Genomic DNA, 15,935 nt, shown 5'->3' with positions numbered 1-15,935 from the left:
GACGAGGCGCCTGACAGGGGCCGGTAGCACACGGTTTAACCACTGGCGTCTTAAGATCACAAATCGGAAATTCTTCCCCCCGGAAGGAACGGGTTTCTCTACACTCCAGGTAATATTCACTGGAGGCATGACATCATGGCGAACACCATCACGGCTGATGATATTCGGGAACATTTTTCGCAGGCTATGTCGGCGATGTACCAGCAGGAAGTTCCGCAGTACGGCACCTTGCTTGAGCTGGTCGCGGACGTAAACCTGGCGGTTCTGGAAAATAATCCGCTATTACATGAACAACTGGCGAACGCCGACGAGCTGGCACGCCTGAACGTGGAGCGTCACGGGGCGATCCGCGTCGGTACGGCACAAGAGCTTTCCACCCTGCGTCGTATGTTTGCCATCATGGGCATGTTCCCGGTCAGCTATTACGATCTTTCTCAGGCGGGGGTACCGGTCCACTCAACGGCGTTTCGTCCGGTTGACGATGCGGCGCTGTGCCGCAATCCGTTTCGTATCTTTACCTCACTGCTGCGCCTTGAGCTGATTGAAAACGTGGCGTTACGCGAGCGGGCGGCAGAAATTCTCTCTCAGCGGAACATCTTTACGCCGCGCTGTCTGGAACTTATTGACCTCCATGAGTCGGAAGGGCACTTTACCGAAGCGCAGGCGCACGAGTTTGTGCAGGAAGCGTTAGAAACCTTCCGCTGGCACCGTCATGCAACGGTCGACCAGGAGACCTACCTGGCGTTGAGTAACGAGCACCGCCTGATAGCTGACGTGGTCTGCTTCCCGGGGTGCCATATCAACCACCTCACGCCGCGCACGCTGGACATTGACCGGGTGCAGGAGCTGATGCCGAAGTACGGGATTGAGCCCAAAATTCTGATCGAAGGGCCGCCGCGTCGTGAAGTGCCGATCCTGCTGCGTCAGACCAGCTTTAAAGCCCTCGAAGAGCCGGTGCTTTTCGCCGGGGAACATAAAGGCACCCACACCGCGCGCTTCGGTGAAATTGAACAGCGCGGCGTGGCACTGACCCCGAAAGGCCGTGAACTGTACGATAGCCTGCTGGCCCAGGCCGGAACCGGAAAAGATAACCTCACGCACCAGCTGCATTTGCGGGAGATTTTCAGCGCCTTCCCGGACAGCGAAATGTTCCTGCGCCGTCAGGAGCTGGCGTATTTTCGCTATCGCCTGACCCCGGCGGGAGAGGCCCATCGTCACGCGTTTCGTCCGGGGGATGACCCGCAGCCTCTGATTGAGCGCGGGTGGGTGGTGGCCCAGCCGATAATTTACGAAGATTTCCTTCCGGTCAGTGCGGCGGGGATTTTCCAGTCCAATCTCGGGAATGAAACCCAGGCGCGCAGCCACGGGAATGCCAGCCGCAATGCGTTTGAAGCCGCGCTCGGCTGCCCGGTGTATGACGAATTTACGCTCTACGAGGAGGCGGAAACGCGCAGCAAACAGCGTTGCGGTTTGCTCTGAAATCGTTACTCTTCAGGGGTGTGATGGAAAAAATAAGGTCGTTATGCAAAATCCTTCCGCCCCTGTGGTTGAAACGCGCCAGGGCGCACTGTCTGGTTTAACCGATGAAAACGTTCACCTCTGGCGCGGTATTCCTTATGCCGCACCGCCCGTTGGCGACTGGCGCTGGCGCTCACCCCGGCCGCCGGAACGCTGGGATGGCGTGCGTGCAGCTACCGACTTTTCGCCCTCAAGCTGGCAAAGCAGTGAATATTGTCAGGAGCTGGGCGGGGGCGATCCCGGCCAGTTTTCTGAAGACTGCCTCTATCTGAACGTCTGGTCCCCTATCGACCGTACCGGGCCGCTGCCGGTCATGGTCTGGCTGCACGGCGGCGGGTTTACGATCGGCGCCGGAAGCCTGCCGCCGTATAACGGCAAAGCCCTGGCATCCCGCGGGGTGGTTGTCGTCACGATTAACTACCGTCTCGGCCATCTCGGCTTCTTCGCCCATCCCGCTCTGGAAGGTGAAGAGGAGCGGGTGGTGCATAATTTTGCCCTGCTGGACCAGATCGCCGCGCTCGAATGGGTGCGGGATAATATCGCCGCGTTTGGTGGCGACCCGAATAACGTGACCCTGTTTGGTGAATCCGCCGGCGCGCGCAGCGTGCTGTCTCTGCTGGCCTCGCCGCTGGCGGAAGGACTATTCCATAAGGCGATAGTGCAAAGCGGGTACACTTTGCCGGATACGCCGCGCGCGCAGGCCCTGCAAAAAGGGGAAGCGCTGGCCACCCACTTCGGGCTGGAAAATGCGACGGCCGAGCAGCTGCGCGCGATCCCGCCCGAGGCGTTCTGGCCGCTGACCGCGCCGCTGAACGTCGCCCCGGCCCCTATCGTTGGGGATTGCGTTCTGCCGGAGGCGATGCTGGACGTCTTTTTCGCCGCCCGCCAGTATCCCGTGCCGGTGATGATTGGCTCCAACAGCGATGAAGCCAGCGTGATGGCGGTGTTTGGTGTCGATCTCGCCGGGCAGATCCAGAAGCTTCGCCGGGAGCGCCGCTTCGGGCTGGGGCTCATCAAGCTGCTTTATCCGGGCGTGAAGGGCGACGAGGAGCTCGGCAGGCAGGTGTGCCGCGACATGGCCTTCACCACTATGGGCTACGTGGTGATGCAGGCCCAGCAGCGCGTCGGCGGGCTTTGCTGGCGCTACTGGTTTGACTATGTGGCCGAAGCGGAACACGCCACCTATATCAACGGTGCCTGGCACGGCAATGAGGTGCCGTACGCGTTCGATACCCTCGGGCTGGTGGAGCCTTCGCGCCAGTACGTTAACGAACGGGATCTGGCGTTTGCCGCCCAGGTGGCTGATTACTGGGTGAGCTTTGCGCGCGATGCCGGAACGCATGACAGCCTTCACGGGCCGACGCGCTGGCCCGCCTGCCGCAAAGGTCGGGACGTGCTGTTACGTATTGGTGTGAATAAACATGCAGGTTTCAGGCTTGAAAACCGCTTTATGCGCGCCCGCATGAGCCTCTTCAAGCGCGTAATGAAGCACCACGTCAGCCTCGATTAAGCAAACAGGCGCGAAACGCCGCCAGACCATTCTCCTGACAAGGCGTTTCGCGCAGCACCAGCCGGTAGCTCGCGCCGGTTTTAACGCTGGTCTCATAGGGCCGCATTAGCCTTCCGGCGCGGATATCTTCTGCCACCAGCGTTTCGTCGGCAATGGCTACGCCCAGCCCCTGAATGGCGGCGGTAATGGCGAGATCCATCGTATCGAAGTGTTGATTTTTGTGCATAGCAAAGCCCGGACCTTCCTGATTCGCCAGCCACAGTGACCAGTCTGTTTTATCCCTTGTCGGATGAAGAAACGTCAGCGAACCCAGCGCGGCACCCGTTCGCACGGGGCTGAACACCGGCGTCAGCGCCTCTTCGAACAGCAGATCGCCTGCGCTCATGTGCGTGCCGAAGACGATGGCGGCATCGTAAGATTCGGTTTTGAAATTGACGTTATGATCGGTCGTGGTGGTGAGCGCGATCTGCAGATCCGGCTGCTCGCGCTCCACTTCCAGCAGGCGCGGCACCAGCCAGCGCATCGCGCAGGTGGGGGCCTTGAGGCGGATCACCGTATGCTGGCTGCGGGCCTGGTCGGCCACGTTCAGCAGCTGTTCGAAGGAGGACTGCAGTTCGGGAAGCAGGGCGCTGCCCTGAGGGGAGAGGCGCAACCCGCGCGCGTGGCGCTCAAACAACGGAAAGCCAAACCAGGCTTCAAGGGAGGCAATCTTACGGCTCACGGCCCCCTGCGTCAGGCAGAGTTCCGCGGCGGCGTGGGTAAGATTCAGATGACGCGCGGTGACTAAAAATGCGTCGATGGCATTGAGCGGGAGCGAACGGCGTGACATTGAAACACCTCAGCTATGCATTTTTCTCATGGCTATTATGACAACAATTCGATTGTCCCGGCAACGAAGTTGTTGTTTGAATAGTTATGCAATATCCATGAGAAGGGAAAGAGGATGACTTTACGAACGCCGGTGCAAACGCGCTCCAAGCTGCCAGACGTGGGGACCACCATTTTTACCGTTATCGGCCAGCTTTCGGCCCAGCATAACGCCATCAACCTTTCTCAGGGGGCACCGAATTTTTCCTGCGACCCGAAGCTGATCGCCGGCGTTACCCGCGCGATGGAGGCAGGGCATAACCAGTATGCGTCGATGACCGGCCTGCAGCCGCTCAAAGAACGCATTGCCGATAAGATTGCCGCGCTCTACGGCACGCAGTATCACCCTGCCAGCGAGGTGCTGGTCACCGCCAGCGCCAGCGAAGGGCTCTATTCGGCGATAAGCGGGTTGGTGCACCCTGGGGATGAGGTGATCTACTTTGAGCCGTCGTTTGACAGCTACGCGCCGATTGTTCGTCTGCAGGGGGCAACGCCTGTCGCCATCAAGCTCACGGTGCCGGATTTTGCCGTCAACTGGGATGAGGTCCGTGCGGCAATCACCCCGCGCACGCGCATGATCATCATCAATACGCCGCACAACCCGAGCGGCCAGGTCTTCTCTGCTAATGACCTGCAGCAGCTGGCGGCGCTGACGCGCAATACCGACATCATTATTTTGTCTGACGAAGTGTACGAACACGTCGTGTTTGATGGGGAACCGCACCACGGGATGGCCACGCACCCGCAGCTGGCGGAGCGTAGCGTGATTATTTCTTCTTTCGGAAAAACCTATCACGTCACCGGCTGGCGCGTGGGTTATTGTGTGGCACCCGCAGAGCTGATGGACGAGATATGTAAAGTCCATCAATTTTTGATGTTCTCTGCCGATACGCCAATGCAATACGCGTTTGCAGAACACATGACCGATCCGCAAACCTGGCTGTCGCTGTCGGCGTTTTACCAGCGTAAGCGCGATCTGCTGCACGGCCTGCTGGCCGATTCGCCGTTTACCCTGCTGCCGAGCGCCGGGTCGTTCTTTATGCTGGCGGACTACAGCCAGTTCAGCGACGAGCGCGACAGCGAGCTGGTGAAGCGGCTGATTGTTGAGTACGGTGTTGCCACCATTCCGCTGTCGGCGTTTTATGCCGACGGCACGGATAATAAATTGATTCGCCTCTCTTTTGCGAAAGATGAGGCGACGTTACGGGCAGGTGCTCAAGCCCTGTGTCGGGTTAAACCACGCTGAGATAGGCTCTGAGGAGTTTGAGATGAAAATACGCGCGCTAGTTGTCGGCATGGGATTGCTGTGTACCTTTTCCTCCTTCGCGGCCACCGAGCTGCGTTATGGTCTGGAAGCGGAATACCCGCCGTTTGAGAGTCGCAACGCGGCAGGCGAGCTGGAAGGGTTTGACGTTGAGCTGGGAAATGCCATCTGCAAAGCGGCAGCGCTGAAGTGCAGCTGGGTCGAAACCTCGTTTGACGCGCTGATCCCGGGGCTGGTGGCGAAGAAGTTTGACGCCATCAATTCGGCGATGAACATTACCGAGCAGCGCCGCAAGAGCATCGATTTTACCCAGCCGATCTACCGCATTCCGTCTCAGCTGGTCGGCAAGGCCGGTACGGCGGTCGAAGCAACGCCTGAAGGGCTGAAGGGCAAAACCATCGGCGTGCTGCAGGGGTCTATTCAGGAAACCTATGCCAAAGAGCACTGGGAAAAGCAGGGTGTCACCGTGGTGTCGTATAAAGATCAGAATATGGCTTGGGGCGACCTGCTGAATGGCCGCATTGACGCCTCGCTGGTCATGTCCGCGGCCGGGCAGGCGGGTTTCCTCAGCAAGCCGCAGGGAAAAGGGTTTGGCTTCATCGGCAAACCGGTGTCTGACGACACTATCCTCGGCAGTGGGATCGGCTTTGGGTTGCGCAAAGGTGACGAGGACACCAAAAAGCAGCTTGATGCCGCCATTGATAAAGTACGTGCCGACGGCACGATCGCCAAACTCGCTGATAAGTACTTCCCGGGTATCGATGTCAGCGTAAAATAACCGCCTCATTGGCCCCGTCAGCTGATGTCCTGACGGGGCATTTTTCTACACATTTTCCAGGCTTTCTTTACACCACTTTCGGGCCGTTCTGGTCGACAGAAAATATTTCTCACTTTGTTCAGATAATCACCGGCCAACAATTGGATTCTTAACCATTTTTGTTTAGGCTGTGCGTTCTTTCTTGCCGTCATTTCGCCGAGCGCGAAACACATTCACACGACCATAAGGACGTTTTTCCAGGCATGAATCGCAGACGTTTTCTAAAAGGCTCGCTGGCTGTGGCAGCCCTGAGCGGCACCTCCGGCCTTGCTTCCCTGTTTTCCAAAGCGGCATATGCGGCTGACTCTGACATCGCTGACGGTCAGAGCCGTCGGTTTGACTTCTCCGTACTGCAATCCATGGCGCATGACCTGGCGAAAACCCCGTGGGGTGGCGCGCCGCGTCCGCTGCCGGAGACGCTGGCGACCATGACGCCGCAGGCGTATAACGCCATCCGCTACGATGAAAAACAGTCTCTGTGGAACAATATTGAAGGGCGTCAGCTGGACGTGCAGTTCTTCCATATGGGAATGGGGTTCCGCCGCCGCGTGCGGATGTTCTCGCTGGACCAGTCTACCTCTATGGCGCGCGAGATCCACTTCCGCCCTGAGCTGTTCAGCTACGGTGACACGGGTGTCGATACCAAACAGCTGGAAGGGCAAAGCGATCTCGGCTTCGCGGGCTTCCGCGCCTTTAAAGCGCCTGAGCTGGCGCGCCGCGATATCGTCTCTTTCCTCGGGGCGAGCTATTTCCGCGCGGTGGACGACACCTACCAGTACGGCCTTTCCGCGCGCGGTCTGGCGGTAGATACCTTTACCGACACCCCGGAAGAGTTCCCGGACTTCACCTCCTTCTGGTTTGAAACCGTCAAGCCTGGCGATACCACCTTTACCGTCTATACGCTGCTGGACAGCCCGAGCGTCACCGGTGCCTATAAATTCGTGATCCACTGCGAGAAGAGCCAGGTGATCATGGAGGTGGAAAACCATCTCTACGCGCGTAAGGACATTAAGCAGCTGGGCATCGCGCCGATGACCAGCATGTTCAGCTGCGGCAACAACGAACGCCGCATGTGCGACACCATTCACCCGCAAATCCACGACTCCGACCGCCTGGCAATGTGGCGCGGCAACGGGGAGTGGATCTGCCGTCCGCTCAATAACCCGCAGAAGCTGCAGTTTAATGCCTATCTGGACAAAAACCCGAAAGGGTTCGGCCTGCTGCAGCTCGATCGCGATTTCTCCCACTATCAGGACGTGATGGGCTGGTATAACAAGCGCCCGAGCCTGTGGGTTGAGCCGCGCAACGACTGGGGGAAAGGATCTATCGCGCTGATGGAGATCCCAACCACCGGTGAAACGCTGGATAACGTGGTCTGCTTCTGGCAGCCGGAAAAACCGGTGAAAGCGGGCGACGAGCTGGACTTTAAATATCGTCTCTACTGGAGCGCGCAGCCGCCGGTGCGTTCCCCGCTGGCCAACGTTTACGCGACCCGCACCGGCATGGGCGGATTCCCGGAGGGCTGGGCGCCGGGCGAACACTATCCGAAAGTGTGGGCCCGTCGCTTTGCTATCGACTTCGTCGGCGGCGACCTGAAGGCCGCTGCGCCAAAAGGCATTGAGCCGGTGATTACGCTCTCCAGCGGTGAAGCGAAGCAGGTTGAGATCCTTTACGTTGAGCCGTTTGACGGGTATCGCATTCTGTTTGACTGGTACCCAACGTCGGATTCGACGGAGCCGGTGGATATGCGCCTGTTCCTGCGCTGCCAGGGCGATGCCATCAGCGAAACCTGGCTGTATCAGTATTTCCCGCCAGCGCCGGATAAACGTCATTACGTTGATGACCGGGTAATGCGTTAACGATCGATTCCCTCTCCCACAGGGAGAGGGTTAGGGTGAGGGGCAATGACCGCAATACAATCCGAAACTATTCCCGTATCTAACGCGCTCGAGCTTCGCGCCGTCGAAGAGCGCTACACCGCCGAACTGCATAACCTCGTCGTCAAAAACAGAGCCTATCTGCAAACCGCCTTTGACTGGGCGCAGCACGTGGGCAGCGAGGACGATACCCGACGCAACGTGCAGAGTAACCAGATGCTGCACCAGCGCGGCTACGCCAAAATGTTTTTGATCTTCAGGGAGGATGCGCTGGTCGGCGTACTGTCGTTTAATGCGATTGAGCCTGCCAACAAAGCCGCGTACATCGGCTACTGGCTGGATGAAGCGCACCAGGGGCAGGGGATCCTCTCGCAGTCGCTGCAGGCGTTTATGCGCTACTACGCTGAGCGCGGTGAGATCCGCCGATTTGTGATCAAGTGTCGGGTGGCGAATCAGCACAGCAACAGCGTGGCCCTGCGCAACGGTTTTACGCTGGAAGGGTGCCTGCGGGAAGCGGAATATCTGAATGGCGCCTATGACGATGTGAACATCTACGGCAAAATTTATACCCTATAGCGCTCCCAGCAACGGCGTGCGGGTGATGCGCTGGTCGCCGTTGATCACCTTTTCACCGCGCAGGTGAATGCTCTCACCAGCAAAGGCCTCTATCACCGCATCGTCGGTGATTTCTACCCGATGCTCAATCAGCACGTCGCCGCTGATCCGCGCGCGTCCCTGAATCACCACTTTATCATCCAGCATGATCGGCCCGCCGCGCAGCCATGCCTGACCGCCGATCAGGACGTGGTGCTTGATGATGCAGTTTCCTTCTACCACGGCGTTCTCGGCAATCTGAGAGCTGTAGCGCAGGGTAGGGATGGCGTCATCGTCGAAACCGGCTATCACGCGGGCGTTGCCGTACACTTTGGCGCAGTCGCACACCCAGACGTTGTTGAGTTCGTTACCTTCGAGGATCGCACAGTCGAACACTTCGGCGCGGTGCTCAACAAACGCGTTATTCACCATCGCCTCGCCGTATATTTGTGCCTGATGCACAATGCGCGATCGGCTTACCGTCGCCTTGCCGTAGATTTGCAGGATCTGGTCGTGGTCCGGCGTGAGGCCTTTAGCGGCAATGATGACGCTGTTGTGCAGCACGCGCGCATCGCCGTAGAGATGGCACTCACCCCGCACGCAGGAGTGCTGAATAGTGACGTTGTCACTTATTCGCGCCCCGTGGCTGACCTCTGCGGCGTCAAGCCAACAGTTATCGCCGATATGCGCGTCATGGCTGACGGTGCACGGCAGGGTCAGGCGCGCGTTGCCGGACACGGTTGCGCCAGCGAATACCACGCTGTTTTCATCGTAGATCCAGCAGTCTCCGTCCTGCGCAAGGGCGCGCTCATCGTCAATCCAGCCGCCTTTCGTGCCGGCCTTCACATCGTTAAAGTCCACCGTAGCGATAATCTGCCGCAGCGTCGCTGAGTGGGATGTTTCGCCATTTTTCCATTGCCAGAGCCGGGTTTCATCGCTGAGCCGATACTTATTCATCGTGGGGTCCCTGATATGCGTCCTCACTAAACGTAGCAAACTTTTGGCTTTCCGTTGTGCTGGCATCCATCGCGGAAACCCCTTAAAATGGCATTTAAAATACATTTTAAAAATTCAAATTAATGGATAAATTAAACAAACCTGAACAGGCGCTTAACCTTCCCGCAGGCTATTTTGGCATGGTGCTGGGCATCATCGGCATGGGTTTCGCCTGGCGATACGCCAGCACCCTGTGGCCGGTGACGCGCTGGCCGGGTGAGATTCTGGTCGCTCTCGCAGTTGCCTGCTGGTTTTTACTGACGACGGCGTTTATTACCCGTGCGATCCGTTTCCCGCACAGCGTGCTGGCAGAGATGCGCCACCCGGTGATGAGCAGCTTCGTCAGCCTTTTTCCGGCCACCACCATGCTGGTCGCCATCGGTTTCGTGCCCTGGTTCCGCCCGGTATCGCTGGCGCTGTTCGGCGTGGGCGTGGTGTTACAGCTTGCTTATTCCGCCTGGCAAAGCGCCGGGCTCTGGCGAGGCAGGCACCCGCAGGAGGCCACCACGCCCGGATTGTATCTGCCGACGGTGGCGAATAATTTCATCAGCGCGATGGCGTGCGGTGCTCTGGGGTTCAACGATGCAGGGCTCGTTTTTCTCGGCGCGGGCGTCTTTTCCTGGCTCAGCCTGGAGCCGGTGATCCTCCAGCGTCTTCGCAGCGCCGGGGAGCTTCCCACCGCGCAGCGCACCGCTTTAGGCATTCAGCTGGCGCCCGCGCTGGTGGCGTGCAGCGCCTGGTTTAGCGTCAACGGTGGGGAAGCCGACACCTTCGCCAAAATGCTGTTCGGCTACGGCCTGTTGCAGTTGCTCTTTATGCTGCGCCTGCTGCCGTGGTATGTGTCTCAGCCGTTTAACGCCTCCTTCTGGAGTTTCTCGTTTGGCGTGTCGGCTCTGGCTACCACCGGGCTGCATCTGGGTCACGGCAGTTCGTCTGGATTCTTCCACGCCATTGCCGTGCCGCTGTTTATCTTTACCAATCTCATCATTGGGATGCTGTTGGTCCGTACGTTTATTCTGCTGATTCAGGGCAAACTTCTGGTGCGCACTGATAAGGCACTGCTTATGCAATCTGAGGAAAAATAATGGCTGTCGATGAAAATTACTTCACAGAGAAATATGGCTTAACCCGTACGCATTCAGAGGTGCTGTACAGCGCGGGGATCGTAAAGCCCGGCAAGACATTGGATCTGGGCTGCGGAAATGGCCGCAACAGCCTTTACCTGGCGGCCAACGGCCACGAGGTGACCGCCTGGGATAAAAACCCGATGAGCGTTGATAACATTGAGCGTATCAAGGCGGCAGAAGGAATTGAGAATCTGCACACTGCCGTCAAAGATCTTAACAGTCTGAGCTTTGACGGCGAGTACGACTTTATTCTCTCCACCGTGGTGCTGATGTTCCTGGAGGCGAAAACCATTCCGGGCCTTATCGCCAACATGCAGCGCTGCACCAAACCCGGCGGCTACAACCTGATCGTTGCCGCGATGGACACGGCGGATTACCCGTGCACTGTCGGCTTCCCGTTTGCGTTCAAAAGCGGTGAGCTGAGCAGCTACTACGAAGGCTGGGAGCTGCTCAAATACAAAGAAGAGGTTGGCGAACTGCACCGCACCGATGAAAACGGCAACCGCATCAAGCTGCGCTTTGCCACCATGCTGGCGCGCAAGCCCGCTTAACGGGCGGCCAGCAGGCAGATCTGCAGGGCAGTCTTGTAAGACGCCTCGAACGACGACAGCGGCAGGAACTCAAACTTCGAGTGGAAATTATGCGCGCCGGTGAAGAAGTTCGGGGTGAGTAGCCCTTTTGCCGACAGCGCCGCACCGTCCGTGCCGCCGCGCATAGGGATCGGTTTTGGGGTGATGCCGAGCGATTCCATAGCCTCAAACATCAGGTCGATGGCGCGCCGGTCTTCACCAATCGCATTGCTGATGTTGCTGTAGGTATCTTCAATGCGATAGTCGACCTTCGCCGTCGAGTGTTGGGCGGCAATCAGCGCGGCGACGTCCGCAATCTGCTGCTTGCGGGCGTCAAAGCTGGCTTTATCAAAATCGCGAATATTAGCCTTTAGCACGGCGTCGTTCTGTCCGGCCTGAATGCCGTTAAACCAGATATAGCCTTCGCGGCCCTCGGTGCACTCCGGGGTTTGCTGGCGGTCGAAATGGCTGATGAAGTCGGTCGCCATCAATAACGGGTTCACCAGTACCCCTTTGGCGGACATCGGGTGCGCCGTCACGCCGGTGAAGTGGATCTCTGCCGCTGCCGCGTTAAAATTCTCGTAAACAATTTCTCCCAGCTCACAGCAGTCGATGGTCCAGGCAAAGTCCACGTCGAAGCGTTTCAGATCCAGCGCCTTGGCGCCGTTCAGGCCAATCTCTTCGTCGGGCACAAACGCGACCACAATGTCGCCATGCTGATGCTCAGCGGTGAGGTTTTCCAGTACGGTCATTACCACCGTCACCGCCGCTTTATTGTCTGCGCCCAATACGCTGGTACCGTCGCTGAAAATAATCTCCTCATTTGGATAAGCCAGAATTTCCGGGTGCTCGTTCACGCGCAGCCAGATGTCTTTTTCCTTATTCAGACAGAGATCTTCACCATTAAACGTTAATATTTGCGGATGAATATTCGGTGATAAACCGACGTCTACGGTATCAATGTGGGTAATAAAGCCGATGCGCGGCGCGCCGGGCACGTTGCCTTTTTTCACTGCCGTCACGGTCGCGAATTCGTCAATCACGATGTCGTCTAACCCCAGCTGCGCCAGCTCCTGCGCCAGCTCTCGCGCCATGTCGTGCTGGCCCAGCGTCGAGGGCAGAGTTTTCACTTTCGGATCGCTCTGGCTGGTAATTGCAAGATAGCGGAAAAAACGGTGCGTTAATTGTCTGGAAAGCGGCGAGCCCATAGTGTTTTCTTCCTTATTTATTTTTCGGGTGTTTGCCACTTCACTTTAATGTTATTTATGAAATGGCAAAAGAATTAATTAGCCGTCGAATTAAAAAGACAGGAATAAATGATGACAAGCAAACGCACAACGTTAACGCTGGCACTCGCTGCGCTCACGGTCAGTTCCACCGTAGCCGCGAAAACGCTGGTGTATTGCTCCGAAGGGTCACCGGAAAACTTTAATCCCCAGTTATACACCTCGGGCACCAGCGTGGATGCCAGCGCAGTGCCGGTCTACAACCGGCTGGTCGATTTCAAACCCGGCACCACGGAGCTGGTGCCGAGCCTGGCAGAGCGCTGGGAGGTGAGCGACGACGGTAAGGTTTATACCTTCCATCTGCGTAAAGGGGTGAAGTTTCAGAGCAATAAATTCTTCACGCCGACCCGCGATTTTAACGCCGATGACGTGATCTTCTCGTTTATGCGCCAGAAGGACGTGAACCATCCCTATCACAACGTCTCTAACGGCAGCTATTCCAACTTCGAAAGTCTGGAGTTTGGCAGCCTGATTACCGCTATTGATAAAGTCGATGACCACACGGTGCGCTTTACCCTGGCGCACCCTGAAGCGCCGTTTGTTGCGGATCTGGCATGGTATTTTGCCTCGATCCTCTCCGCGGAGTATGCCGATGCAATGTTGAAAGCGGGCACGCCGGAGAAGGTGGATATGCAGCCCATTGGCACCGGGCCGTTTAAGCTGGCGCAGTATCAGAAGGATTCCCGCATTCTGTTTACGGCGTTTGCCGACTACTGGCAGGGGAAATCAAAGCTGGACAGGCTGGTCTTTACCATCACCCCGGATCCTTCCGTGCGTTTTGCCAAAATTGAGAAAAACGAATGCCAGGTGATGCCGTTCCCGAACCCGGCGGATCTGCCGCGCATGAAGGCCAATAAAGATATTACGCTGATGAGCAAGGCCGGGCTGAACACGGGTTTCCTGGCGTTTAATACCCAAAAGCCGCCGCTGGATAACGTGAAGGTTCGCCAGGCGCTGGCGATGGCGATCAATAAGCCGGCCATTATCGACGCGGTGTTCCACGGCACCGGCACCGCGGCGAAAAACCTGCTGCCGCCGGGCGTCTGGAGCGCTGACAGCGAGCTGAAGGATTACGACTACGATCCTGAAAAAGCCAAAGCGTTGCTGAAAGAGGCCGGCTTTGCCAGTGGCGTCAGCATCGATTTATGGGCGATGCCGGTCCAGCGGCCCTATAACCCGAACGCCAGACGGATGGCGGAGATGATTCAGGCTGACTGGGCGAAGGTGGGGGTGCAGACCAAAATTGTCACCTACGAATGGGGCGAATATCTCAAGCGCGTGAAGGACGGTGAACATCAGGCTGCCCTGATGGGCTGGACGACCGCAACGGGCGACCCGGATAACTTCTTTGGCCCGCTGTTTACCTGCACCTCGGCCAACGGCGGTTCGAATTCGGCGAAGTGGTGCTATAAGCCGTTTGATAAAATTATCGCGGAGGCAAAATCAACCACCGATCGCGACAAGCGCGTAGCGCTGTATAAAGAGGCGCAGCAGATCATGCATGACCAGATGCCGGCGGTCATGATTGCGCATTCAACGATCTTCGAACCGGTGCGCAAAGAGGTGACAGGTTACGAAATCGATCCGTTTGGCAAACATTTGTTCTGGCAGGTGGATATTAATCAGTAATTTTCTCTGCCCGGTACGCTGCCGGGCACTCTTTTCGCAATTTGTGCTCCGCACGTCATTTTTTGTCACAACAAACCCGCCGAACTTTTGCTATAACTTCAAATGCATACTTGCAGATTACATGGAAAACTATCATGCGTACTCAAACTTTTTTTAAAGTTGCAGTGCTTACTGGTTTATTGGCAGTGGCGGGCTGTTCTTCAAAAGTCGCGGCTCCAGAACAATATTCAGGCTTTTTAAAAGATTATTCCGGCTTGCAGCAGACGACGTCTGCAACGGGTAAACCAACGCTGCGTTGGGTTGACCCTTCTTATAACGAAGCCAACTATGACAGCATTATCTGGACGCCGATTACCTATTATCCAGCGCCAAAACCAACCACTCAGATTGGTAAAAGAACGCTTGATGAGCTGCTGGATTACACCAATAACAAAATGAAAACGGCTATTGGTACCCGTAAGCCGATTGTGACCACACCGGGTAAACACAGCCTGATTTTCCGCGGTGCTATTACCGGGGTGAGTTCGCAGAAAGAAGGCCTGCAGTTCTATGAAGTGGTGCCGGTCGCGCTGGTGGTAGCAGGTACGCAGATGGCAACCGGCCATCGCACCATGGATACCCATCTCTACTTTGAAGGTGAGCTGATCGACGCGGCCACCAATAAACCGGTGATGAAGGTGGTTCGTAAAGGTGAAGGTAAAGAGCTGAATAACGAAAGTACGCCGATGACCTTTGCGACGCTGAAGCAGGTTGTTGACGACATGGCGACGGACGCCACCATGTTTGACGTGCATAAAACAGCGAAATAACGTTAAGCGGCCTGCATTGCGCAGGCCGTTTTTTTTACGCCGTACGCAGGCGCCTGAACCAGGTCTCTGGTTTCGTGAACATCACCATATTCCCGCCCAGAATCAGCAGCAAACCGACGATACCGTTGATGTGCCAGACGTAGCCTTCATACACCGTTGAGATAGAGAGCGCCACCAGCGGGAAGAGCAGCGTACTGTAGGCCGCTTTCCCGGGGCCGATACGTCCCACCAGCGTGAAGTAGGCGCCAAAGGCAATCACCGAGCCGAAGAGGGCCAGATAGAGCAGCGCGCCCATGTAGGTGACCGTCCATTCCGGGGTAAAACTGTCGCCTCTGAAGAGCGCAATAACCCCCATCACCAGCGTGCCGTAAAGCATAGCCCAGGCGTTGGTGGTCATGGTTTCCAGACCTCTGCGCTGATGGCGCATGCTGATCATATTGCCCAGTGAGAAGCCGTACGTGCCGAGGGCGGAAAGGCCAATGCCCGTCAGGAGCGATACGCTCCAGCCGCTGGCCAGCAGGTCGTCCCAGAAAAGGGTCACGATCCCCACAAGACCCAGCGCCGCCGCCGTCCAGAAACGCGCGGGCGGGCGCTGTCCAAAGAAAATAAAACAGTTAATGGCGTTGTAGAGCACCGCCATGGAGAAGATCACCGATTCCAGCCCGGTGTTGATGTGTGCCGCCGCGGTATAAAAACACCAGAAGTTAAAGCAGAAGACGCAGCATCCCTGAAGCATGCAGAACAGATGATCCCGCAGCGCCAGCTTACGCAACCGGCGCAGGGCAAGTAACACCACCATCATCGTGGCGCTGGCCACCGCGAAACGCCAGAAAATAGAGACGGGGGCGGGTACGGGACCCTGCTGCAGGAAAATGGCAATCCAGGTGGTTCCCCAGATGATCACCACCAGTCCGTATAATAACGCGTTCATATTTTTTCTCTTCTCAAACCACGGAAGCCCGCAGTATGGCGCTGTCCTCAGTCTGGGGCTTTCACCGGCTTGCGCTAGACTTGCAAAATCTTGCGCTTTTTTCTTTTCCGGGGGCTGGCAACGGGGGACAACAGTTCTTAG

The 15,935-nt window shown here is 57.2% G+C and carries 14 protein-coding genes; 10 read left to right on the top strand and 4 right to left on the bottom strand.

Annotated elements, in window-relative coordinates; all coding sequences use genetic code 11:
• The first annotated feature begins 135 nt into the window (after window positions 1-135).
• Window positions 136-1,479 (top strand): VOC family protein, encoded by a 1,344-nt coding sequence (locus tag IM299_RS01530; protein ID WP_028013108.1) that lies wholly within the window; start codon window positions 136-138, stop codon window positions 1,477-1,479.
• A 43-nt stretch (window positions 1,480-1,522) separates the two neighbouring features.
• Window positions 1,523-3,028: a carboxylesterase/lipase family protein gene (locus tag IM299_RS01525; RefSeq protein ID WP_193356906.1), complete on the top strand. Its 1,506-nt coding sequence runs from the start codon at window positions 1,523-1,525 to the stop codon at window positions 3,026-3,028.
• Here the strand turns inward: IM299_RS01525 and IM299_RS01520 are convergent.
• Complete coding sequence (locus IM299_RS01520) at window positions 3,015-3,857, bottom strand: LysR family transcriptional regulator (RefSeq protein ID WP_193356905.1); 843 nt, start codon at window positions 3,855-3,857, stop codon at window positions 3,015-3,017. The two genes, IM299_RS01525 and IM299_RS01520, sit on opposite strands and share 14 nt — an antisense overlap.
• A 114-nt stretch (window positions 3,858-3,971) precedes the next feature.
• On the opposite strand from IM299_RS01520, the gene IM299_RS01515 reads away from it, so the two are divergent.
• From IM299_RS01515 to rimL, 4 genes are all read left to right on the top strand, one after another.
• Window positions 3,972-5,141: a pyridoxal phosphate-dependent aminotransferase gene (locus IM299_RS01515; protein ID WP_193356904.1), complete on the top strand. Its 1,170-nt coding sequence runs from the start codon at window positions 3,972-3,974 to the stop codon at window positions 5,139-5,141.
• A gap of 22 nt (window positions 5,142-5,163) precedes the next feature.
• Window positions 5,164-5,937, top strand: coding sequence for a transporter substrate-binding domain-containing protein (locus IM299_RS01510; RefSeq protein WP_193356903.1), 774 nt, complete (start codon window positions 5,164-5,166; stop codon window positions 5,935-5,937).
• A 242-nt stretch (window positions 5,938-6,179) separates the two neighbouring features.
• Window positions 6,180-7,835 (top strand): glucan biosynthesis protein D, encoded by a 1,656-nt coding sequence (locus IM299_RS01505; RefSeq protein ID WP_045260490.1) that lies wholly within the window; start codon window positions 6,180-6,182, stop codon window positions 7,833-7,835.
• A gap of 54 nt (window positions 7,836-7,889) precedes the next feature.
• On the top strand, window positions 7,890-8,429 hold the full coding sequence (rimL, locus tag IM299_RS01500; RefSeq protein WP_048958342.1) for a 50S ribosomal protein L7/L12-serine acetyltransferase: 540 nt from the start codon (window positions 7,890-7,892) through the stop codon (window positions 8,427-8,429).
• Here the strand turns inward: rimL and ydcK are convergent.
• Window positions 8,424-9,404 (bottom strand): YdcK family protein, encoded by a 981-nt coding sequence (gene ydcK / locus IM299_RS01495; protein ID WP_193356902.1) that lies wholly within the window; start codon window positions 9,402-9,404, stop codon window positions 8,424-8,426. The genes rimL and ydcK overlap by 6 nt on opposite strands.
• A 122-nt stretch (window positions 9,405-9,526) precedes the next feature.
• On the opposite strand from ydcK, the gene tehA reads away from it, so the two are divergent.
• Both tehA and tehB read left to right on the top strand, forming a co-directional pair.
• Window positions 9,527-10,528 carry a dicarboxylate transporter/tellurite-resistance protein TehA gene (gene tehA / locus IM299_RS01490; protein WP_041910036.1) on the top strand — a complete coding sequence of 334 codons (1,002 nt, stop codon included), beginning with the start codon at window positions 9,527-9,529 and terminating at the stop codon, window positions 10,526-10,528.
• Entirely contained in the window at window positions 10,528-11,121 is a 594-nt protein-coding gene (gene tehB, locus IM299_RS01485; RefSeq protein ID WP_193356901.1) for a tellurite resistance methyltransferase TehB, read from the top strand. Before tehA ends, tehB begins: the two co-directional genes overlap by 1 nt.
• Here tehB and pepT read toward each other — a convergent pair.
• On the bottom strand, window positions 11,118-12,347 hold the full coding sequence (pepT, locus tag IM299_RS01480; protein WP_193356900.1) for a peptidase T: 1,230 nt from the start codon (window positions 12,345-12,347) through the stop codon (window positions 11,118-11,120). The two genes, tehB and pepT, sit on opposite strands and share 4 nt — an antisense overlap.
• A 111-nt stretch (window positions 12,348-12,458) precedes the next feature.
• On the opposite strand from pepT, the gene IM299_RS01475 reads away from it, so the two are divergent.
• A complete protein-coding gene (locus IM299_RS01475) occupies window positions 12,459-14,054 on the top strand; it encodes an ABC transporter substrate-binding protein (protein WP_047365197.1) in 1,596 nt (531 codons plus the stop codon).
• A 134-nt stretch (window positions 14,055-14,188) separates the two neighbouring features.
• A complete protein-coding gene (locus tag IM299_RS01470) occupies window positions 14,189-14,863 on the top strand; it encodes a DUF3313 domain-containing protein (RefSeq protein ID WP_041910029.1) in 675 nt (224 codons plus the stop codon).
• A gap of 34 nt (window positions 14,864-14,897) precedes the next feature.
• Here IM299_RS01470 and IM299_RS01465 read toward each other — a convergent pair whose 3' ends face one another.
• Window positions 14,898-15,794: a DMT family transporter gene (locus IM299_RS01465; protein WP_041910027.1), complete on the bottom strand. Its 897-nt coding sequence runs from the start codon at window positions 15,792-15,794 to the stop codon at window positions 14,898-14,900.
• Window positions 15,795-15,935 lie beyond the last annotated feature (141 nt).

Origin of the sequence: Enterobacter cloacae complex sp. P47BA (assembly GCF_014930485.1) — a bacterium.
Taxonomy (GTDB): domain Bacteria; phylum Pseudomonadota; class Gammaproteobacteria; order Enterobacterales; family Enterobacteriaceae; genus Enterobacter; species Enterobacter bugandensis.
This window is presented reverse-complemented; position numbering and strand designations above follow the sequence as displayed.